Origin of the sequence: Acidaminococcus sp. HCP3S3_G9_1 (assembly GCF_052122455.1) — a bacterium.
Taxonomy (GTDB): Bacteria; Bacillota; Negativicutes; order Acidaminococcales; family Acidaminococcaceae; genus Acidaminococcus.
Map to the genome: position 1 here is coordinate 71,551 of NZ_JBQKCH010000005.1, position 20,827 is coordinate 92,377.

Annotated in this window: 18 protein-coding genes, 1 pseudogene, 1 riboswitch and 1 other annotated feature; of the genes and pseudogenes, 17 read left to right on the top strand and 2 right to left on the bottom strand. The window is 57.8% G+C overall.

Annotated elements, in window-relative coordinates:
- Window positions 1-14 precede the first annotated feature (14 nt).
- The 17 genes and pseudogenes from infB (at window position 15) to leuA (ending at window position 19,440) form a co-directional block, all read left to right on the top strand.
- Window positions 15-2,618, top strand: a complete 2,604-nt coding sequence (gene infB / locus ACTQY1_RS04930) for a translation initiation factor IF-2 (protein ID WP_154487892.1) — start codon at window positions 15-17, stop codon at window positions 2,616-2,618.
- A gap of 9 nt (window positions 2,619-2,627) precedes the next feature.
- On the top strand, window positions 2,628-2,984 hold the full coding sequence (gene rbfA, locus ACTQY1_RS04935; RefSeq protein ID WP_022487825.1) for a 30S ribosome-binding factor RbfA: 357 nt from the start codon (window positions 2,628-2,630) through the stop codon (window positions 2,982-2,984).
- Complete coding sequence (locus tag ACTQY1_RS04940; RefSeq protein ID WP_022487826.1) at window positions 2,977-3,933, top strand: DHH family phosphoesterase; 957 nt, start codon at window positions 2,977-2,979, stop codon at window positions 3,931-3,933. Before rbfA ends, ACTQY1_RS04940 begins: the two co-directional genes overlap by 8 nt.
- Window positions 3,933-4,826: a tRNA pseudouridine(55) synthase TruB gene (gene truB, locus ACTQY1_RS04945; protein WP_441369089.1), complete on the top strand. Its 894-nt coding sequence runs from the start codon at window positions 3,933-3,935 to the stop codon at window positions 4,824-4,826. The genes ACTQY1_RS04940 and truB overlap by 1 nt, the downstream gene beginning before the upstream one ends.
- Window positions 4,823-5,776 carry a bifunctional riboflavin kinase/FAD synthetase gene (locus ACTQY1_RS04950; protein ID WP_441369090.1) on the top strand — a complete coding sequence of 318 codons (954 nt, stop codon included), beginning with the start codon at window positions 4,823-4,825 and terminating at the stop codon, window positions 5,774-5,776. The genes truB and ACTQY1_RS04950 overlap by 4 nt, the downstream gene beginning before the upstream one ends.
- Window positions 5,777-5,871: 95 nt before the next feature.
- Window positions 5,872-6,135, top strand: coding sequence for a 30S ribosomal protein S20 (rpsT, locus tag ACTQY1_RS04955; protein WP_012938698.1), 264 nt, complete (start codon window positions 5,872-5,874; stop codon window positions 6,133-6,135).
- A gap of 140 nt (window positions 6,136-6,275) precedes the next feature.
- A complete protein-coding gene (lepA, locus tag ACTQY1_RS04960; RefSeq protein WP_441369091.1) occupies window positions 6,276-8,081 on the top strand; it encodes a translation elongation factor 4 in 1,806 nt (601 codons plus the stop codon).
- Window positions 8,082-8,102: 21 nt separating this feature from the next.
- A pseudogene (locus ACTQY1_RS04965) lies at window positions 8,103-8,288 on the top strand (GntR family transcriptional regulator); the annotation flags it as partial.
- A 144-nt stretch (window positions 8,289-8,432) separates the two neighbouring features.
- On the top strand, window positions 8,433-9,107 hold the full coding sequence (locus ACTQY1_RS04970) for a GntR family transcriptional regulator (RefSeq protein ID WP_368509238.1): 675 nt from the start codon (window positions 8,433-8,435) through the stop codon (window positions 9,105-9,107).
- 424 nt (window positions 9,108-9,531) lie between these two features.
- Window positions 9,532-10,623: an SLC13 family permease gene (locus ACTQY1_RS04975; protein ID WP_441369092.1), complete on the top strand. Its 1,092-nt coding sequence runs from the start codon at window positions 9,532-9,534 to the stop codon at window positions 10,621-10,623.
- A gap of 61 nt (window positions 10,624-10,684) precedes the next feature.
- Window positions 10,685-11,584, top strand: a complete 900-nt coding sequence (gene ttdA, locus ACTQY1_RS04980) for a L(+)-tartrate dehydratase subunit alpha (RefSeq protein ID WP_022487832.1) — start codon at window positions 10,685-10,687, stop codon at window positions 11,582-11,584.
- The gene (gene ttdB / locus ACTQY1_RS04985) at window positions 11,584-12,204 is read left to right on the top strand and encodes a L(+)-tartrate dehydratase subunit beta (protein WP_022487833.1); all 621 of its coding nucleotides are present in this window, start codon (window positions 11,584-11,586) and stop codon (window positions 12,202-12,204) included. Before ttdA ends, ttdB begins: the two co-directional genes overlap by 1 nt.
- An 84-nt stretch (window positions 12,205-12,288) precedes the next feature.
- Window positions 12,289-13,170, top strand: coding sequence for a DMT family transporter (locus tag ACTQY1_RS04990; RefSeq protein ID WP_154487890.1), 882 nt, complete (start codon window positions 12,289-12,291; stop codon window positions 13,168-13,170).
- A 1,178-nt stretch (window positions 13,171-14,348) separates the two neighbouring features.
- A complete protein-coding gene (locus ACTQY1_RS04995) occupies window positions 14,349-14,987 on the top strand; it encodes a hypothetical protein (protein WP_308664404.1) in 639 nt (212 codons plus the stop codon).
- 56 nt (window positions 14,988-15,043) lie between these two features.
- Complete coding sequence (locus tag ACTQY1_RS05000; RefSeq protein ID WP_441369093.1) at window positions 15,044-15,958, top strand: radical SAM protein; 915 nt, start codon at window positions 15,044-15,046, stop codon at window positions 15,956-15,958.
- A gap of 65 nt (window positions 15,959-16,023) precedes the next feature.
- Window positions 16,024-16,102: riboswitch (ZMP/ZTP riboswitch) on the top strand.
- Between the two features lie 47 nt (window positions 16,103-16,149).
- The gene (locus tag ACTQY1_RS05005; RefSeq protein ID WP_308664402.1) at window positions 16,150-17,325 is read left to right on the top strand and encodes a phosphoribosylaminoimidazolecarboxamide formyltransferase; all 1,176 of its coding nucleotides are present in this window, start codon (window positions 16,150-16,152) and stop codon (window positions 17,323-17,325) included.
- Window positions 17,326-17,446: 121 nt separating this feature from the next.
- Window positions 17,447-17,692, top strand: a binding site (T-box leader).
- A 59-nt stretch (window positions 17,693-17,751) separates the two neighbouring features.
- Window positions 17,752-19,440, top strand: coding sequence for a 2-isopropylmalate synthase (gene leuA, locus ACTQY1_RS05010; RefSeq protein ID WP_022487210.1), 1,689 nt, complete (start codon window positions 17,752-17,754; stop codon window positions 19,438-19,440).
- A 45-nt stretch (window positions 19,441-19,485) separates the two neighbouring features.
- Here the strand turns inward: leuA and sfsA are convergent, their stop codons facing one another.
- A complete protein-coding gene (gene sfsA, locus ACTQY1_RS05015; RefSeq protein ID WP_154487889.1) occupies window positions 19,486-20,163 on the bottom strand; it encodes a DNA/RNA nuclease SfsA in 678 nt (225 codons plus the stop codon).
- 17 nt (window positions 20,164-20,180) lie between these two features.
- Complete coding sequence (locus ACTQY1_RS05020; RefSeq protein WP_154487888.1) at window positions 20,181-20,804, bottom strand: Flp family type IVb pilin; 624 nt, start codon at window positions 20,802-20,804, stop codon at window positions 20,181-20,183.
- Window positions 20,805-20,827 lie beyond the last annotated feature (23 nt).

The window sequence follows — 20,827 nt, forward strand, 5'->3', positions numbered from 1 at the left end:
ATGGAGGTGTGCGGATGACAAAATACAGAATCTATGAGATCGCCAAAGAATTGAACCTGGACAACAAAAAGGTACTGGGGTTCCTGGCTGACCATAAAATCACGGTGAAGAACCACATGAGCACGGTGGAAGCCGGGGTCCGGGACATGATCGTCAAGGGCCTGAAGAACAACCAGGGTGCCGTGAAGGCGGCTGCCCAGAAGGTCCAGGAAAAAGTGACCCAGGCAGCGGCTCCGGTAGCGGCCAAAGTGGCCCAGGTAAAGAGCGATGTGGCGGTGGGCAAAGCGGCCATCCAGGCCCATCATGCGGCCCAGGCCCAGCAGAAGGAACAGAACCGGAACAGCCAGCGTCCGGAAGGCCGGAACGACCGGAATGACCGGAGAAACGACAGTCGTCCGGAAAACCGGTCCAACGACCGGAACCATGGTCAGAACCGGAACGACCGGAGAAACGACCGTCCCCAGAACGGCCAGAACCAGAACCGGGACAACGGCCGCCGGAACGACCGTCCCCAGAATGGCCAGAACCGGAACGGGAACGGCAGCGGGAACAGCCGGTTCAGCCACAACGACCGGAACAACGGCCAGAACCGGAACGGAAACAATGGGAACAACAACCGGAACAAGCCCCAGAACAACCGGGGCGGGAAAGCCGGTGCCCCCATCAACGGCAACAGCGCCCATGCCGGCAAGGATATGGGCAAACGGAACGGCAGCCACAACCATCAGGAAAAACGGGAGAAAATCAAGGGCTCTTACGCCACCCGGGAGGACCGTCCTACCCGCAGTGCTGATCATATGATGAAAAACCATAAACACAAAAACAACAATAACAACAACCGGAACGCTGCTCCTGCCAGAAAGACCGAAGTGGTCCGTCCCACCAGCGTGGAAGTGGGAGAAAGCATCAGCGTGAAGGATTTCGCCAAGCTCCTGTGCCGGGACGTGAACGAAGTGATCAAAAAGCTGTTCATGCTGGGCAAGATGGTCACCATCAACCAGGAAATCGACCATGAAACCGCTGAACTGGTGGGCATGGACTTCAACTGCGAAATCAAGGAACCGCCTCCTGAAGCGGATCCCACGGAAGTGCCGGAAGTGGAAGACGACCCGGTTCTGCGGGTGCCCCGTCCTCCTGTGGTGACGGTTATGGGCCACGTGGACCACGGCAAGACCTCCCTTCTGGATGCCATCCGGAAAACCAACGTAACCGCCCGGGAAGCCGGCGGGATCACCCAGCACATCGGTGCTTACCGGGTGGTGTGCCAGGGCAAGCCCATTGTGTTCCTGGATACTCCCGGCCACGAAGCCTTTACCGCCATGCGTGCCCGGGGGGCCCAGGTGACGGATATCGCCGTGCTGGTGGTGGCCGCTGACGACGGGGTAATGCCTCAGACCATCGAAGCCATCAACCATGCCAAGGCCGCCAAGGTGCCTATTATCGTGGCCATCAACAAAATCGACAAGGAAGGGGCCAACCCGGACTTTGTCATGCAGCAGCTGTCCGAACACGGACTGATCCCGGAAGCCTGGGGCGGGGACACCATCATGGTTCCCGTATCTGCCCGGCAGAAGACCGGTATCTCCGACCTGCTGGAAATGATCCTGCTGGTGGCTGAAATGCAGGATCTGAAAGCCAACCCCAACCTGCCTGCCCACGGCACCATCATCGAAGCCAAACTGGACAAGGGCAGAGGGCCTGTGGCCTCCGTGCTCATCGACCGGGGGACCCTGCACATCGGGGATTCCATCCTGGCCGGCACCTGCTACGGGAAGGTCCGTGCCATGGTCAACGACCGGGGCGAAAAGGTGAAGAAGGCGCTGCCTTCCACCCCTGTGGAAGTGCTTGGGCTTAATGACGTGCCGGAAGCCGGGGACATCATGGACGCCTGTGACGAACATGTGGCCCGGACCGTGGCGGAAAAACGCCTGGCCAAGCAGAAGATGGAAGAACAGAAGAAGGCCAAGGTTTCCCTGGACGATATTTTCAACCGGATCCAGGAAGGGGAACTGAAGGACCTGAACATTGTGGTGAAGGCCGACGTACAGGGCACCATCCAGGCCCTGGAACAGGCACTCACCAAGATCAAGAACGATGAAGTGAAAGTGGTCATCGTCCATTCCGGGGTAGGGGCCATCAACGAATCCGACGTGATGCTGGCTTCCGCCGCCAACGCCCTGATCATCGGCTTCAACGTCCGTCCGGATGCCAATGCCCGGAAGACCGCCGAACAGGAAAAGGTGGACATCCGCACCTACCGGGTCATCTACGATGCCCTGAACGATGTGGAAGCCGCCATCAAGGGGATGCTGGCTCCCAAATTCAAGGAAAAGATCATCGGCCATGTGGAAATCCGGCAGGTGATCCCCATCAACAAGATGCTGATTGCCGGTGCCTATGTGAAGGACGGGAAGATCACCCGGTCTGCCAAAGTGCGGCTGGTCCGGGACGGCATCGTGATCCACGAAGGGGAACTGGATTCCCTGCGCCGGTTCAAGGACGATGTGAAGGAAGTGGCGGCCAACTTCGAATGCGGGCTGACCCTGGCCGACTACCGGGATATCAAGGTGGGCGACCAGCTGGAAGTCTACACCATGGAAGAAGTGGCGGCAGAATAAGGAGGGACCATGTCCAAACTTCGTGCGGAAAAACTCCAGGCGCTGATCAAGCAGGAAATGAGCAACATGCTGATCCGGGACGTAAAGGATCCCCGGGTGAAGTTCGTTACCATTACCGGCGTGGAAGTGAGCAACGACCTGAGCTACGCCAAGATCTATGTAAGCCTCTACGGCAGCGAGGAACAGCAGGCGGCAGCCTGGAAGGGCCTCCAGTCCGCCCTGGGCTTCTTCCGTCGGGAAATCGCCCGGCGGATCGATCTGCGGGTGGCTCCGGTGCTCAGTTTCCACAAGGATACTTCCATGGAATACAGCGCCCATATTGAATCCATCCTTCATGAGCTGAAGAAAGAAGAGCATCATGAGTAAGGCACTGGATCTGAAAGAAACCTGGCAGCTGCTCATGAGCGTCCAGGACCTGGTGCTGGTGAGCCATGTGGGGCCTGACGGGGATACCCTGGGCTCCACCCTGGGCCTGGCCCGGGCCCTGCGCCAGGCGGGGAAAAAGGTGCGGCTGCTGGTGGATGATATCCTGCCGGCGGTGTACCAGTTCCTGCCCGGGCTGGATGCCTATGAACAGCCCAAACAGGGGGAGAAGATCCATTGCGATCTGACGGTGGTGGTGGATGCTTCTTCCAAGGACCGGATGGGGGAGGCGGAAGAATGCCTTTCCGCGCCGATCCTGAACATCGACCATCACGTGTCCAACACTCGGTATGCGGATTATCTGCTGCTGGATGACCAGGCGGCGGCCACCGGGGAGATCATGTATCTGATGCTGGAAGAGAACGGGGTGCCCGTGGACCAGGAACTGGCCACGGACCTGTACACGGCCATTGTCACCGACTGCGGCTATTTTAAGTACGCCAACACCACCCCCCGCTGCATGCGGGTGGGGGCGGACCTTTTGGCCCTGGGGGTGAAGCCCAACGAGATTTCCGACCAGCTGGAACTGAAGGCCCGGAATTCCGTGGAGCTGCTGGCCAAGGTACTGCCCAGCCTGAGCTTCTATGCAGGAGGGAAGATCGCCACCCTGGAGGTGCCCCTGGCCCTCTATGACAAGACCGTTTCCACCGAAAGCTTCATCTACCATCCCCGGTACATTGCCGGGGTGGATGTGGCAGTGCTGTTCAAGCAGGTGGAACCCCGGTCCACCCGGGTGAGCATGCGGTCCAAACAGGTGGATGTGAGCAAGGTGGCGGTGGCCTTCAACGGCGGGGGACACCCCAAAGCCGCCGGCTGCACCATCGGGCTGCCTCTGGAAGAAGCCAAGAAGGCTCTCCTGGAAGCTCTGGAAAAGGCCCTGGAGGAACTGTGATGGACGGGATTTTCAACGTACTCAAACCACCGGGCATGACCAGCCATGATGTGGTGGGGGCCCTGCGGAAAATCCTCAACATGAAGAAAATCGGCCACGGGGGCACCCTGGATCCTCTGGCTGCCGGGGTACTGCCGGTGTTCACCGGCACTGCCACCCGGTTCCTGGAATATGCGGCCCATGAGGAAAAAAGCTACCGGGCAGAACTGACCTTCGGGTTCCAGACCGATACCGGGGATACGGAAGGGAAGGTCATTGCCCAAAGTCCCGTGCGTCCGCTGACGGATGAGGAAATCGAAGCAGCCCTGGCTTCCTTCCGGGGAGAGGGGACCCAGATCCCGCCCATGTATTCCGCCATCAGCGTAGGGGGCACCAAGCTGTACAAGCTGGCCCGGCAGGGCATCGAAGTGAAGCGGGAGCCCCGGCCCATTACCCTCTATGAACTGGAAAAGGTGGACTATACCGGGGACACCCTGGTGTTCGACGTGACCTGTTCCAAGGGCACCTTCATCCGGACCCTCTGTGAGGATCTGGCGGAAAAGCTGGGGATGAAGGGGACCATGAGCTTCCTGCTCCGGCGGAAGGCCGGGGTGTTTACCCTGGAAGAGTCCCATACCCTGGAAGAGATCGCCGCCGACCCGGAAGGGTGCTGCACCGGGGTGGAAACGGTACTGGCGTCTTTCCCCAAACTGGTGGTGAACAACCTCCAGGGCCGGCGGATCGCCCAGGGGGTGGCCACCACCTTGCCCGGGATCCATGACGGTACCCTGTACCAGCTGTGGACCCGGGAGGGGCTCCTGGTGGGCGTGGCCAAAGCTGTGGACGGCCGGCTCCGGCCCCACAAGATCATCCACATCCCTGACGTGGAAACAAGGACGGAAGATAGACCATGAAACTGATTACATCGCTGGACGAACTGCACAGCGCCCATCTGCTGCCTTCTGCGGCGGCACTGGGGACCTTTGACGGGGTCCACCGGGGCCACCAGGAGGTGATCGGGACCACCCGGCTCTATGCCCGGGAGCACCATCTCCAGCTGATGGTCTTTACCTTCAGCACCCATCCCCTGGCCAGCCTGAAGCCGGAGCTGGAACCGCCCCGGCTGCTGGACAATCCCGCCAAGGAAAAGCTCATGGTGGAACTGGGGGTGGACATCCTGGTGAACATCCCCTTTACCCGGGAACTGGCGGCCATGAGTGCCGACGCGTTCCTCCAGATGCTGGTGGACTGCGGGGTGAAGGCTGTGGGCATCGGGGACAATTTCAGCTTCGGTGCCGGAGGCAAGGGGAATGTCCGCCTTTTGAAGACGGAACACAGCCGGTTCGGGCTCACCATCCTGTCCCGGCCTCTGCTGAAGCAGGACGGGCTGGTGGTGAGCAGCACCAACATCCGGAAGGCCATCGCCGAAGGCCGGGTGGAGCTGGCGGCCCAGATGCTGGGACGGCCTTATGCCATCCGGGGCCAGGTGGTGCCCGGAGATCACCGGGGACGGCTGCTGGGGTTCCCTACGGCCAACCTGAAGATCCTGGGCCAGCATTTTGCCGTGCCTGCCTTCGGGGTGTACGCCGGCCGGGTACTGGTGGCAGGGCAATGGTATGACGCCATGGTGAACGTGGGGGACAATCCCACCTTTGCCAACCAGGAAGCCCGCCTGGAAGCCCATCTGTTCCGGTTCGAAGGGGATCTCTACGGCCGGGAGGTGCTGGTCCAGCTGGTGGCCCGGCTCCGGGGAGAAGAAAAATTCCCTGACCTGGACCGGCTCCAGGAACAGCTCCGGAAGGACGCCCGGAATGCCCAGAGCCTTTTGGCCATGGAGGAAGAATCCACCGGCCGGAAGGGCTGAACAGAAAGATTGAGAAATAAATGGAAAAATCCCTTGCACAAAGGGAGCATCCATGATATTATATTTTGGTAAAGCTTATTGGTGGAGGTGAGAACATGCCGAATATTAAGTCTTCCATTCGTAGTGTCAAGACTGATGCCGAACGGCGCGCTGCCAATGGCCCGGTGAAAGCTGAAATCCGCAGCACCGCACGCAAGGTTGAAGCTTTTGCTGCTGCAGGATCCAAAGAAGAGGCCCAGGCCACTTTGAAAGTAGCAGCGAGCTTATTAGATAAAGCTGCTCGGAAAGGCACGGTGAACAAAAAAGCCGCAGCCCGCAAGAAATCCCGTTTAGCTAAGAAAGTCAACGCAGTAAAATAAGGCTGAACAGCAGGAAGGCTGACAACTTCGGTTGCCGGCCTTTTTTGTTGCGTGTGGAAGGGTCTCCCCATACATGGTATAATAAAGTATTGAAACATCTCCGCCTGTTTTCCAGGCGTTGACAGAAAGTGAGAGAATCCATGGCAAAACGTGATCATATTCGAAATTTTTCCATTATCGCCCATATCGACCACGGCAAATCCACCCTGGCCGACCGGCTCATTGAAATGACCGGGACCCTGTCCAAACGGGAAATGGAGGACCAGATCCTGGACTCCATGAGCCTGGAACGGGAACGGGGCATCACCATCAAGGACCAGGCAGTCCAGCTGGACTACAAGGCCAAGGACGGGAATGACTACATCCTGAACCTGATCGACACCCCGGGGCATGTGGACTTTACCTATGAAGTTTCCCGGGCCCTGGCGGCCTGTGAGGGGGCGCTCCTGGTCATCGACGCCACCCAGGGCATCGAGGCCCAGACCCTGGCCAATGTGTACCTGGCCATGGACCACGATCTGGAGATCATCCCGGTGATCAACAAGATCGACCTGCCCAGCGCCGACGTGCCCCGGGTGGAAAAGGAAATCGAGGACATCCTGGGCATCGACAAAAGTGACTGTGTCCTGTGCTCCGCCAAAACCGGCCTGGGAGTGGACCAGGTGCTGGAAGCGGTGGTGAACCGGGTGCCGGCCCCCAAAGGGAACCCGGAAGCCCCTCTCCAGGCTCTGATCTTCGATTCCAAGTTCGATGCCTACAAAGGGGTCATGCTGTATGTGCGGGTGGTGAACGGCTGCCTGAAAAAGGGCATGTCCATCCGTCTCATGGCCACCGGCAAGGTCTATGACGTAACGGAAGTGGGAGTGTTCAAGCCGGCCATGGTCAACGTGCCGGAACTGGGAGAAGGCCAGGTGGGTTTCCTGGCGGCAGCCATCAAGACCGTCAAGGACGCCCGGGTGGGGGATACCATCACCGACAACAACCGGCCGGCCAAAGAGCCTCTGCCAGGGTACCGGAAGGCTACCCCCATGGTGTACTGCGGCCTGTATCCCATCGAGAACTCCGACTATGACAACCTCCGGGACGCCCTGGAAAAACTCCAGCTCAACGACGCTTCCCTGACCTTCGAGCCGGAAACCTCTTCCGCCCTGGGCTTCGGGTTCCGGTGCGGGTTCCTGGGTCTGCTCCACATGGACGTGATCAAGGAACGGCTGGAACGGGAATACGGCCTGAGCCTGATCACCACCGCCCCCAACGTTATCTACGAAGTGGTGAAGACCAACGGGGACATCGAAATGGTGGACAACCCTTCTCAGTTCCCCAACCCCACGGTGATCGAGCATGTGGAGGAACCTTTCGTGAACGCCACCATCATCGTGCCCAAGGACTTTGTGGGGCCGGTCATGGAACTGTCCCAGGAAAAGCGGGGAGAATACCAGAACATGACCTACCTGGACGAAACCCGTGTGATGATCCACTATGCCCTGCCCCTGTCGGAAATCATCTTCGACTATTTCGACCGGCTGAAAAGCGTGTCCCGGGGCTATGCTTCCCTGGACTATGAGCTCAGCGGCTACCGGCCTTCGGACATGGTGAAGGTGGATATCCTCCTGAACGGGGATCCGGTGGATGCCCTCAGCGCCATCGTCCATCGGGACCGGGCCCAGTACTGGGGCCGTGCCCTGGTGGAAAAGCTCCGGAAGCTGATTCCCCGGCAGCTGTTCGAAATCCCCATCCAGGCGGCCATCGGCAGCAAGATCATCGCCCGGGAAAACGTCAGCGCCCTCCGGAAGGACGTGCTGGCCAAGTGTTATGGCGGGGACATTACCCGGAAGCGGAAGCTGCTGGAAAAGCAGAAAGCCGGGAAAAAGCGCATGAAGCAGGTGGGCAGCGTGGAACTGCCTCAGGAAGCCTTTATGGCCATCCTGAAAATGGACGACAAATAACCGGTGAAAGGAGGGAGGGCCATGGTGACCCTGCAGAAATCCACCCAGGATCTGATCTGCCAGTCTCTCCGGAGCCGGATCGCCTCCGGTGATCTGGAACCGGGGACGGAACTGAAGCAGGTGGAACTGGCCAAGACCTACGGGGTGTCCCGGATGCCCATCCGGGAGGCCCTCCAGGGCCTGATGCTGGAAGGACTGGTGACCCGGCTCAGCAACCGGCACATGGTGGTGTCTTCCCATGCCCGGGAGATCCTGGAGAACCGGAAGGTGCCCCGGACTGAGGAAAATGAGGCTCCGGCACCGGAAGAAAAGGCGGCTGGTTCCCCGGCTTACCGGGTGGAGACGGAAACGATGCCGGAAACCATCGGGAAGATCCATCTCCTGCCGGCCCGGGAACAGGTGGCCTCCTATCTCCGGAAGGCTATTCTCCGCCGGGAAATCCCGGAAGGGAGCGTCCTGACCCTGGAAGAGACCGCCCGGCACATGGGGGTGTCCACCACCCCGGTCCGGGAAGCCCTCCAGCTGCTGGCCACCCAGGGGCTGGTGAAGCTGCGGCCCAACAAGGGGGCCGTGGTGCTGGGCATCGATGAAAAATCCATCCGGGACCATTTCGCCGTCCGGGAGATCCTGGAACGGGAAGCGGCGGCCCTGGCCGCCCGTCCCGGCAGCGACCTGCGGGAAGTGGAGCGGGTGTACGCCGGGATGCAGGAGTGCCTGGCCCAGCACCGGTACGCCGAATACAAGCACTACAACGAAAGCTTCCATATGGCCCTGTGGGAGGCCGCCGGGAATCCCAAACTGACCCAGATCCTGGCCAGCCTGTGGAACGGCCTGTCCCTGGGTTTCCTGGTGACGGAAACCGATTACGCCAAGATCTCCTTCTTCGAACACGAGCAGCTGATGGAAGCCCTCCGGGCCCACGACCCGGAAAGAGCCAAAAAGCTCATGGACGAACACATGAAACGGAGTATGGACAATATCCTCACCAACTACCGGGAGCAGGTGGGGAAGGGCGGGGGTGCGTGAGCGCCCCTTTTGAGTCGGCAGCCTGGAGTCGGGAGTCGGAAGCCTCAGGAAAGGATCCGCCTGGTTGGACGGATCCTCTCGATTATATGGAACCAGACTCGAAATCGACCTGGGATATCCTTTAATCCAAAGGTTCTACACATTCAAAAATTTGCCTGCAAATTTATCATTTGGCTTCAGACTCCAGACTTGAGCCGTTATGCGGCTCTACAGCTAGAGGCTGTTGCACGTTCTGTGCAACAGCCTCTTTTTGTATTTATGATATTATATCCAAATTTGTAGTCAAAAATCAGATAATTCCATAACCCCATTGACTCTTTCTGCCAATGGGGTTATAGTATCATCAAGAAATGGATACATTATCAAATATCAAAATTAATTCACGCGCGCAGGATTGATGGAGAACAAAGGAGGAGAAAACATAATGTCACCCATTGCCATTACTTTGACTTTGCTGGTACTGGTCATCATCCTGTTTGTCACTGAAAAACTTCCCCTGGCGGTTACGTCCATGATCGCCCTGATGGTTCTGGTCCTTACCGGGGTACTGAGCCCCAAGGATGCCTTTGCAGGCTTTGTGGACAGCAACCTGATCCTGTTCGTGGCCATGTTCGTCATCGGCGGTGCCTTTTTTGAAACGGGCATGGCCAACAAGGTAGGGGGCATCGTCACCCGGTTTGCCAAAACCGAACGGCAGCTGATCGTTTCCGTGATGCTGGTCACCGGCATCATGAGCGGCTTTTTGTCCAACACCGGTACGGCGGCCATCCTGATCCCCGTGGTCATCGGCATCGCATCCAAATCCGGTTTCGCCCGGTCCCGGCTGCTGCTGCCTCTGATTTTCGCGGCGGCCATGGGGGGCAACCTGTCCATCATCGGGGCCCCTGGTAACCTGCTGGGGAAAAGCGCCCTGGAAGCCATTGGCCAGGACATCAGCTTCTTCGAATACGGCTATGTGGGACTGCCCATCCTGCTGATCGGCACCCTGTTCTTTGCCACTGTAGGCTACCAGTTCCTGCCAGACCATCAGGCCAAAGCCGGAGAAAGCATCTATGACAAGGCTCCGGATTTCTCCCAGGTAGCTCCCTGGAAACAGAAAGTTTCCCTGATTGTCATGGTCCTTACCATTATCGCCATGATCTTCGAAAAACAGATCGGCATCAAGTTCTACCTGTCCGGTTGCATCGGGGCTCTGGTGCTGGTGACGGTGATCCTACTGCTCAGCTGCATCATGACCAACTTCATGAGCAACTTCGGCACGGCGGCCCTTTTGATCCCCATCAGCGTGAACATTTCCGAAGCCATGGGGGCTGACCCCAAGGCCGTGATCGTAGCCACTGTCATCGGTGCTTCCCTGGCCTTCGCCACTCCCATCGGGATGCCTGCCAACATGATGGTGTTCGCCCCCGGGGGCTACAATTTCAACGATTATGTGAAGGCCGGCCTTCCCATGGTGATCATCGGCTACATCGTCTCTCTTGTCCTGCTGCCCATCCTGTTCCCCTTCTATCCCTGATGGTACGGGAACATGTGAATAGAAAACAACCTGTGTGTTCAAGTATAAGGAGGAAATGAAAATGTCCAAAGAAGCCCAAGTCAAACAAATGACCGACATTATGGCCAAGTTCGTCGGCTACACCGCCAAGGTGCTGCCCGATGATGTGGCCGCCAAACTGAAGGAACTGGCCGAAAAGGAAACGGTGCCCATTGCCAAGCTGCTGTATGAAACCTACGCCAAGAACCAGAAGCTGGCCAAGGAACTGAACCGTCCTTCCTGCCAGGATACCGGCGTGCTCCAGTATTTCGTGAAATGCGGCACCAACTTCCCCCTCATCGGGGAACTGGAAGGGCTGCTGAAGGAAGCCACTGTACAGGCCACCTTCGCCACCCCCCTGCGCCACAACAGCGTGGAAACCTTCGATGAATACAACACCGGCAAGAATGTGGGGAAAGGGACTCCCACCGTGTTCTGGGAAATCGTGCCCGATTCCGACACCTGCGAAATCGACACCTACATGGCCGGGGGCGGCTGCACCCTGCCGGGCCACGCCATGGTGCTGATGCCCGGGGAAGGGTATGAAGGGGTCACCAAGTTCGTCCTGGAGCGGATGTACACCTATGGACCCAACGCCTGCCCGCCCTTCCTGGTGGGGGTAGGGGTGGCCACCTCTGTGGAAACCGCCGCTCTCCTGTCCAAAAAGGCTCTCATGCGTCCTCTGGGTTCCCACAATCCCAACCCCCGAGCTGCGGAAATGGAAAAACTCCTGGAAGAAGGCATCAACAAGATCGGTCTGGGGCCTCAGGGCATGACCGGCAGCGCTTCCGTACTGGGTGTACACATCGAAAACACCGCCCGGCATCCGTCCGCCATCGGGGTGGCTGTGAACATCGGCTGCTGGAACCACCGCCGGGGCCACATCATTTTCGACAAAGACCTGCATTACACCATCACTTCTCATAAGGGGGCTGAATTATAATGGCTAACAAAGTTGTGCTGCATACACCCATTAAATCCGAAGACATCGAGAACCTGAAAATCGGGGACATCGTCTATCTGACCGGCAAGATCACCACCTGCCGGGACGTGGCTCACCGCCGGCTCATCGAAGAAGGCCGGAAGCTGCCGGTGGACCTGGAAGGGGGCGCCATTTTCCACGCAGGCCCCATTGTCCGTCCCATTGAAGGCCAGGAAAACGCCTATGAAATGGTTTCCATCGGACCCACCACTTCCATGCGGATGGAAAAATTCGAAAAGGATTTCATTCCCCAGACCGGCGTGAAGCTGATCGTGGGCAAAGGGGGCATGGGCCAGGACACCATGGATGCCTGCCAGAAGTACAAAACCATCTTCTGTGTGTTCCCGGCCGGCTGTGCCGTGGTATCCGCCGTCCATTTCAAGAAGATCATCGACGCCCAGTGGAAAGACCTGGGGATGCCGGAAACCCTGTGGACCAGCGAAGTGGAAGAACTGGGGCCCCTGATCGTGGCTGTTGACACCAAAGGCGGCAACCTGTTCGAAGAAAACAAGAAGACCTACAAGAAACGGGCCGAAGAAGTATACGAGGAAATTATCCCCAACGTCCGGTTCATTAAATAAGCAACAAAAAAGGAGCTGCTGCACGTGCAACAGCTCCTTTTTTATGGTATCCTTATTCTTACAATGTGTGAAAAGGGGAATACTATGGATCGCATGAAAGGAAATCTGCTGCTGCTGCTGACGGCCCTGATCTGGGGCAGCGCTTTTGTGGCCCAGAGCGTGGGCATGGATTATGTGGGGCCCTTTACCTTCAACGCGGCCCGGAATCTTCTGGCCACCGGGGTGCTGGTGCCGGTGGTGCTGGCCTTTGGGGGAAAACGCCAGGGAAGCCTGTGGCAGCGGCTGAAGCCGGATGGAGTGACCCTGAAAGGGGGCCTTTGCTGCGGGCTGATCATGGGAATCGCCAGCAACCTCCAGCAGGTGGGCATCGCCCAGACCACCGCCGGGAAGGCCGGGTTCATCACCGCCCTGTACATTATCCTGGTGCCCATCCTGGGGCGCTTCCTGGGCCGGACGGTGCGGAAGATCATGCTGCTGTGCGTACCCATGGCTCTGGTGGGATTCTATCTCCTGTGCGTGAAGGGGGATTTCACCGTTTCGTTCGGGGATTTCCTGGTGTTCTGCTGTGCGGTGTTCTTCGCCCTCCACATCCTTTTTGTAGACCATTTCCTCCGGAAGGGAGCCAGCGGGGTGCGGGTGGCCTGGCTCCAGTTCGCCATGACCTGTCTTTTGTCCGCCCTGGGGGCCGGGATGTGGGAAAGTGTGCCGGCAGGGGGATTGGCCAGTGCCCTGTGGGCGGCCCGGTGGCCCCTTTTCTATACGGCGGGGCTCTCCAGCGGGGTGGCCTATACCCTGCAGATCATCGGCCAGAAATACACGGAACCCACCACCGCCACCCTGATCATGAGCCTGGAATCCGTGTTCGCCGTGCTCTCCGGCTGGCTGTTCCTGGGAGAAGTGATGACAGGACGGGAAATCGCCGGCTGCGTGCTGGTGTTCGTGGCGGTGCTGCTGGCCCAGGTGTGAGGGGGCTGCTGCAGAGACCGCAGGTCCCGTCAGCTGTCAACGGTCAGCGGCCGAAGAATCAATTTGCAGTCAGATTTTCAGGAATGGAAACGCAGCCTGCGGCTGCTAACCCACCACCATTGCGCAAGCGCAACGGTCCCCCGCCCTTGCAAAGGGCGGATATACGCTGGGGCTGGCGCCCATCGCTTTTTGTAAATACCAGGGCGCGAGCCCGCGTATTTTATCCGTCCTTTGCAAGGGCGGGGGACCAGCCGCAAGGCTGGTGGTGGGTTAGCAGCCCAAAGGGCTGCGTTTCTTTTCAAAAGAACCCGTCAGCCACGGGTTCTTTCCATCGGCCAGTGACCGGGGTTGTTCACACAACGTGCCACCTTAGTGTAAAATAGTTCTCGGTGAAATGAATAATCCATTATAAACTTGCAAAAAGAAAGACCTTCATCTTATAGTATAAGTCACGACACCAACACTATAGATAGGAAAAGGTCTTCCATGGATTTTACGGTCCCAGCAGTACTGAACTGGTGATGGGAACGGACCCAAAGTCCGCCCTGTGAGGGGCGGGGGACCAGCCGCAAGGCTGGTGGTGGGGGCATCGGCGACAGCCGATACTTCGCAGGACCGGCAGACAACAAGAAAGCGTATGGCAGGAGCAGGAATATGATGATTTCAGTTTTCGTTGCTGCATTCCCAGCCGATGAGCCCGTACCCCCGTCAAGGTATTCGGTCCTTTCAGGACCTCATGCCCCCACCACCGGGCAAGCCCGGTCCCCCGCCCCTGCAGGGCGGACTTGGCCTCCGGCCTTGCTGGTACTTTTTGCGGGTATACATCGATTCTCCCGGCGGAGAGCCCTCGCGGGTGTATGGGTATAGAAGTTTTGCCCTCTGGGCGGCCGGGACGGGTTTGCCTGCGGCGAAACCCCTACATCGTTGGGGTCAGAGATTCGTACATCTGGCGAGTCGCCGGTTGTGCGGCCTCTACGGGCCCATGCTCTTCACTCTGCACTCTGCACTCTTCACTTTCGGACATGGATGAATAACTATACTGTGATGAAGGTTTTACTGAGAACTTGTTGACACATACCGGTTCTGGCGGTACCCTTGAAATTTCTGCCTTTTTCGCGTATAATTAAAGAGATTTCTTATGCTTTTGAATCTTAACGTTGGGAGATGTGCATGACTGCATGAATAAAGTCGTACTCACTGCTGTTGTCTTTTCTTCGCTGACTGTGTCCGTATCTGCCTCTGCAGCCGGTATGGCCCGCCGTGCCGTGCCTTTTAACTATGGCGCTCGTGCGTCTTCTGCTGCATCGGCAAGGGCTTCCAGCAATCCGGGCTACCGGGTTTCCACCATGGAAAACCGGAGGAAGGCTTTGTCCTATACGCCTATTTCCACCAAGCAGGCCTATGCCTGGCGTCGGGATTTCGGCAAAAGCAACCTGCGGAAGTGGAGCAGCACCGAGGGGATGGATACTCCCTGGCGGAGCAACAGTACTACGGATACGGCTCATTTCAAAGCCTCCACGGTGGCCTTCCTGGACCATCTGAATGAGCTGGCCCGGCGGAACGGAGTCACCTTTGTGATCACCGGCGGGGCGGAACGGGGCTACCATGCGTCCGGCACTTATTCCCACGAAAACGGATACAAGGTGGACATTTCCGATGAAGGCGCCATGTGGGGGTCCAAGTCCTTCAAGGTGCTCCATATGGCGTTGGCGCCCTTCAAGCACCAGATTACCCACGAACTGGAAAATGCCCATTACGACATTACCATTTATCCCTACAATTACCGGGGACGGTATTCCTGGGGGTATAAATACTGAATTGGAGAGGGGCTGTTGCACGTGCAACAGCCCCTTCTTTTACGAAAGGACCCAACATGACCAAATGTACTCTTTGTCCCCATGAATGTGGGGTGGAACGGCCGGAGACTTCCGGGGACCCCGGGCAGCTGGGGTGGTGCCGGATGCCCTGGCGGCCCCGGGCAGCACGGGCGGCCCTGCATCTTTGGGAGGAACCCTGTATCAGCGGCACCTCCGGAGGCAGCGGCACGGTGTTCTTTTCCGGCTGCACTCTCCAGTGCGTGTTCTGCCAGAACAGCGAAATCAGCAGCGGGGGAAAGGGCTGGGAAGTGACCGCCGACGACCTGCGGCGGATCTACCAAAATCTCATCGCCCAGGGGGCCCACAACATCAACCTGGTGACTCCCACCCATTTCCTTCCCACCATCCTGGAATCCCTGGAGCCGAAGCTGCCGGTGCCGGTGGTGTACAACTGCGGGGGCTATGAAAAGGTGGAGACCCTCCGGAGGCTGGAGGGGAAGGTGCAGATCTACCTGCCGGATCTGAAATACGTCAGCGAAGAAGCGGCCTGGCGGTACAGCCATGCAAAGGATTATTTCGCCGTGGCCACGTCAGCCATCCGGGAAATGTTCCGGCAGACCGGGCCTTACGAAATGGATGAGGGAACCGGGCTCCTGAAAAAAGGGGTGATCATCCGGCACATGATCCTGCCGGGGCTTTTGGAAGACAGCAAGCGGATCATCGACTGGGTGGGGTCCAATTTCGGCCCGGGCCAGGTGCTGTTCAGCCTGATGCGCCAGTATGTGCCCTGCGGCCTGGCCAAAGAGGGAAAGTATCCGGAAATCGGCTGGCCCCTGACCGAAGAAGAATACCAGGAAGTGGAGGACTACCTGTTCCAGAGCCCCATCGAGGACGGGTTCGTCCAGGAAGCCAGTTCTGCCGACAGCCAGTTCATCCCGGCCTTCGACGGGACGGGGGTGAAGGGGGAATGAAGGACCCGGCTGCGGGCTGTGACCCCTTCTTGACCATTTCCCGCTGACAATGCTATAATGAAACGGACAGATCATGTGACTGACGGAAGTGGGTTTACCCACAGGGAGCATGGTCGTAGAATGCCGACCGTCTGGGCACCTGCTGTGGCCCGGGGTCGGCTTTTTCTTTTGACCTTAAGGAGGAATCTTTCATGAAAGAACTGAAACTGAAGTATGGCTGCAATCCCAACCAGATCCCGGCCCGGATCTATATGCAGAGCGGGGCGGAACTGCCCATTACGGTGCTCAACGGCAGACCCGGGTACATCAACTTCCTGGATGCCTTCAACAGCTGGCAGCTGGTGCGGGAACTGCGGAGAGCCACCGGTCTGCCGGCAGCTGCTTCCTTCAAACATGTAAGCCCGGCCGGGGCGGCTGTGGGCCTGCCTCTGACGGATACCCTGAAGAAGATCTACAGCGTGGAAGGCATGGACCTGTCCCCTCTGGCCAGTGCCTATGCCCGGGCCCGCGGGGCGGACCGGATGAGTTCTTTCGGGGATTTCGTGGCTCTGTCCGACGTGTGCGACAAATCCACCGCCCTGGTGCTCCAGCATGAAGTGTCCGACGGGGTCATTGCGCCCGGGTACGAACCGGAAGCCCTGGAAATCCTGTCCGCCAAGAAAAAGGGCAAATACAATGTGATCCAGATCGACCCGGCCTATGAACCGGAAGAACTGGAAACCAAGCAGGTCTTCGGCATCACCTTTGAACAGAAACGGAACAACGACCATATTACGGAAGACCTGCTCCAGAACCGGCCTACGAAGAACAAGGAAATCCCGGAAGCAGCCCGGCGGGATCTGCTGATCGCCATGATCACCCTGAAATACACCCAGTCCAACTCCGTATGCTATGTGAAGGACGGCCAGACCATCGGCGTGGGCGCCGGCCAGCAGTCCCGGATCCACTGCACCCGTCTGGCCGGGGACAAAGCGGACAAATGGTGGCTGCGCCAGAGCCCCAAGGTGCTGAACCTGCCCTTCCGGGCGGATATCCGGAAACCGGACCGGGACAACACCATCGACGTGTACACTTCTGACGACTGGGAAGATGTGCTGGCTGACGGGGTATGGGAAAACTTCTTTACGGAAAAACCGGAACCCATGACCCGGGAAGAACGGAAGGCCTGGATTGCCAAGAACACCGGGGTAGCCCTGGGTTCCGACGCCTTCTTCCCCTTTGGGGACAACATTGAACGGGCCCACCGGAGCGGGGTGGAATACATCGCCCAGACCGGCGGCAGCATCCGGGACGACAATGTGATTGCCACCTGCGACAAATACAACATCGCCATGGCCATGACGGGAGTACGGCTGTTTCATCATTGATGGGGAGGGTGCTGTTGCTTATGCAACAGCACCTATTTTTTTAAACATTTTTCCACAAAACTGTTGACAGCCATTATAAAAGGCTCTATAATAAGCACCATCAAGTTCAAAAGTGTAACCAACAATGACTGCGAAGGAAAGAAGATCAGAAAGGGAATTCACAGAGAGTCGACATTTGCTGGGAGTCGATAGTTCGCTTCTGAATGATAACTGGTTCCAGAGTCGTCCGGGTGATAAGTAGTCCGGAACGGGAGGTCCCGTTACAGACCTTAGCCTTATACTTGCTTGAGTAAGAGGTGAAAGGGCCGGCTTTTTGGCTGGCTGAATCAGGGTGGTACAGCGTGGAATTATTTGCCTCGCCCCTAGAGAAAACAGGGGACGGGGATTTTTTTATGACCGCCTCGAAAATCCAAGGAGGAATTCATTATGCATAAGCCCATTAAAAAGTACATTCCCTTCCAGGGAGTCAGCCTGCCGGACCGTACCTGGCCGGACAAGACCATCACCAAGCCCCCCATCTGGTGCAGCGTGGACCTGCGGGACGGGAACCAGGCCCTGGTGACCCCCATGCAGCTGGAAGAGAAGCTGCTGCTGTTCACCACCCTGGTGAAGATCGGTTTCAAGGAAATCGAAGTAGGGTTCCCTTCCGCTTCTGATACGGAATATGAAATCCTCCGGACCCTGATCGAGGACAACTACATCCCCGATGACGTGACCATCCAGGTCCTGGTCCAGGCCCGTCCGGAACTGATCAAAAAGACCTTTGAAGCGGTGAAGGGCGCCAAGAACGTGATCATCCACTTCTACAACTCCACTTCCACCCTCCAGCGGAAAATCGTGTTCCGGAAGGACATGGAAGGAATCACCAAGATTGCCGTGGACGGGGCCAAACTGATCCGGGAACTGACGGAAAAGGAAATCGCCAAAAGCGGCATGAACATCCGGTACGAATATTCTCCCGAAAGCTTCACCGGCACGGAAACCGACTATGCGGTGGAAATCTGTGAAGCGGTGATGGATACCCTGGGAGCCACCAAGGAAAAACCGGTGATCATCAACCTGCCTTCTACGGTGGAAATGTCCACCCCCAACACCTATGCGGACCAGATTGAATACTTCATCCGGCACCTGAAGGACCGGGACCGGGCCATTATCAGTGTCCATCCCCACAATGACCGGGGCGAAGGGGTGGCCGCCACGGAACTGGCCATGATGGCCGGTGCGGACCGGGTGGAAGGGACCCTGTTCGGCAACGGGGAACGGACCGGGAACGTGGACATCGTCACCCTGGCCCTCAACATGTACACCCACAATGTGGATCCCCAGCTGGACTTCTCCCACATCAACCGGATCAAACGGATCTGCGAAAGCGTCACCAAGATGAAAGTGGAACCCCGTCATCCCTACGCCGGGGAACTGGTCTTCACCGCTTTCTCCGGATCCCATCAGGATGCCATCCGGAAGGGCTTCAAGTACATGGCAGATACCAACAGCCGGTACTGGGAAGTTCCCTATCTGCCCATCAACCCGGCGGATATCCACCGGGAATATGAACCGGTGATCCGGATCAACAGCCAGTCCGGCAAGGGCGGCGCCGCCTTTGTAATGCAGCAGGCAGTGGGGTATTACCTGCCGAAAGAAATGCATCCGGAATTCGGCCATATGGTGAAGGAAGCCGCCGATGAATACGGGGACGAACTGAGCGCCAGCCAGATCGTGGAACTGTTCAACAAAAAGTATGTGGACTATAAGGGCAAGTTCGAACTGGGAGCCCACAAGGTGTACGACAACCACGAAGGGGATGAGGATACCAGCACCATCTTCGAAGGGGATGTGAAGGCCGACGGTACGGTGATGCACGTGACCGGCAACGGGAACGGGCCCATCGATGCCTTCTTCAATGCCCTGAACAAGATCGGGGTGGACGGGTTCGAGTTCATCAACTATCACGAACACGCCATCAGCCAGGGGTCCAATTCCAAGGCCATTTCCTACATCGAACTGAAGAAACCGGACGGAAACCACATTTTCGGTGTGGGCATCCATCCCAATATCAACACCGCATCCCTGTTGGGCATCGTCAATGCCATCAACCGGGCGATCGGACAGAAATAAAAAAATGTGGGGTGCTGCACGTTTTGTGCAGCACCCCACATTTTTTTACAACACAATCTCCACCTGCTTCCCGATCTCCAGGGTCCCCGGGGTTACGTTACAATCGTAGGCCAGGAGGGTCACTCCTTTGTTTCGGGCTTCCTGGAGGGCCTGGGCGAAATCCGGGTCGGTTTTCCGGTTGGGTTCGAAATGGTCCACATCTGCCATCTGGATCACCAGGAACACATAGGCTCCGTAGCCTTCTTCCGCCGCCCGGATCAGTTCGTGGAGGTGCTTGGCACCCCGGGCGGTGGGGGCATCGGGAAAACGGACCACCCCGTCTTCTTCCAGGGTGACGCCCTTCACTTCCAGGAAGGATTTCCTGTCCCCCTGTTCCAGGTAGAAGTCGAACCGGGACTGGTCGTACCGGAATTCGGGCTGGATTTTGGTCAGGCCGGGGAGGCCTCCCTGTTCCAGCCATTCCTGGACCACCTTGTTGGGAGCCTGGGAATCCATGTTGATGAGCCGGGAGCCTTTTTCCACGGCCACCAGGTCGTATTTGGTCTTCCGTTTGGGATTGTCACTGGCGGTAAGGTACACGGCGGCACCGGGGACCAGCAGTTCCCGGCACCGGCCGGTGTTCTTCACATGGCAGGTTTCTTCCTTCCCGGCAATCTCCACCTGGGCGATGAAACGGTTGGGCCGGGAAAGGAAGGTACCGGCTGTGATGTTGGGATAGTGCATACAGTCAGGTCCTTTCGTCAGGGATTCCAGATTTCTTTCTTGTAGTTGTTGCTGTCGGAAGGCCGGAACCCGTCTTTATTTTCATTGGTGTAACCGGTGCCTTCCCGGTATTTCACCTGATAGGAGTTTTCCCCTGTCCGGGTGATTTCCACGCCGTACCAGTCTACATTTTTCTGGTCCACGGAAGCCCCGGTATAGGATTTTTCCCCGTCAACAGACTTCCAGAAACCGTAAAATCCCCCGTTAGCCATATAGTTTTTTCCGTTGACTGTCACTGAGCCTGTTTTTCCCACCAGGCCGTTGATGTGGTAACCATCGGCGTTCCCGTTGTTGGCATTCTGGGCATAGATGCCCACGGTGGCTCCTCTGTCAAGCTGAACCGTCCCCTTGGCAATGGCTGCCTTCAGCATTTTCGCCATGGCGTCTGCATAGCCCCGGTCGTGGATCACCGCCGGGTCGCTTTCTTTTTCCACGGTGGCCAGCAGGTTGTTGGCATTCCCGAATACGGCCTGTATTTTCTGGCCGAAGTTGTTCTGGCTGTAGATCAGGAATCCGATGCCTACGATAATGGCCAGCATCAGGGCGTATTCAATGATGTTCTGTCCTTTGGAGCGCAGAGCGTGTTTTCTGTTGTGCTGCATGAGAAGGCCTCCTTTCCCTCTCT

Excerpts from the sequence above, each read along its gene's own strand:
- infB (WP_154487892.1), top strand. The coding sequence starts at position 15 with ATGACAAAATACAGAATCTATGAGATCGCCAAAGAATTGAACCTGGAC.
- rbfA (WP_022487825.1), top strand. The coding sequence starts at position 2,628 with ATGTCCAAACTTCGTGCGGAAAAACTCCAGGCGCTGATCAAGCAGGAA.
- ACTQY1_RS04940 (WP_022487826.1), top strand. The coding sequence starts at position 2,977 with ATGAGTAAGGCACTGGATCTGAAAGAAACCTGGCAGCTGCTCATGAGC.
- truB (WP_441369089.1), top strand. The coding sequence starts at position 3,933 with ATGGACGGGATTTTCAACGTACTCAAACCACCGGGCATGACCAGCCAT.
- ACTQY1_RS04950 (WP_441369090.1), top strand. The coding sequence starts at position 4,823 with ATGAAACTGATTACATCGCTGGACGAACTGCACAGCGCCCATCTGCTG.
- rpsT (WP_012938698.1), top strand. The coding sequence starts at position 5,872 with ATGCCGAATATTAAGTCTTCCATTCGTAGTGTCAAGACTGATGCCGAA.
- lepA (WP_441369091.1), top strand. The coding sequence starts at position 6,276 with ATGGCAAAACGTGATCATATTCGAAATTTTTCCATTATCGCCCATATC.
- ACTQY1_RS04970 (WP_368509238.1), top strand. The coding sequence starts at position 8,433 with ATGCCGGAAACCATCGGGAAGATCCATCTCCTGCCGGCCCGGGAACAG.
- ACTQY1_RS04975 (WP_441369092.1), top strand. The coding sequence starts at position 9,532 with ATGTCACCCATTGCCATTACTTTGACTTTGCTGGTACTGGTCATCATC.
- ttdA (WP_022487832.1), top strand. The coding sequence starts at position 10,685 with ATGTCCAAAGAAGCCCAAGTCAAACAAATGACCGACATTATGGCCAAG.
- ttdB (WP_022487833.1), top strand. The coding sequence starts at position 11,584 with ATGGCTAACAAAGTTGTGCTGCATACACCCATTAAATCCGAAGACATC.
- ACTQY1_RS04990 (WP_154487890.1), top strand. The coding sequence starts at position 12,289 with ATGGATCGCATGAAAGGAAATCTGCTGCTGCTGCTGACGGCCCTGATC.
- ACTQY1_RS04995 (WP_308664404.1), top strand. The coding sequence starts at position 14,349 with ATGAATAAAGTCGTACTCACTGCTGTTGTCTTTTCTTCGCTGACTGTG.
- ACTQY1_RS05000 (WP_441369093.1), top strand. The coding sequence starts at position 15,044 with ATGACCAAATGTACTCTTTGTCCCCATGAATGTGGGGTGGAACGGCCG.
- ACTQY1_RS05005 (WP_308664402.1), top strand. The coding sequence starts at position 16,150 with ATGAAAGAACTGAAACTGAAGTATGGCTGCAATCCCAACCAGATCCCG.
- leuA (WP_022487210.1), top strand. The coding sequence starts at position 17,752 with ATGCATAAGCCCATTAAAAAGTACATTCCCTTCCAGGGAGTCAGCCTG.
- sfsA (WP_154487889.1), bottom strand. The coding sequence starts at position 20,163 with ATGCACTATCCCAACATCACAGCCGGTACCTTCCTTTCCCGGCCCAAC.
- ACTQY1_RS05020 (WP_154487888.1), bottom strand. The coding sequence starts at position 20,804 with ATGCAGCACAACAGAAAACACGCTCTGCGCTCCAAAGGACAGAACATC.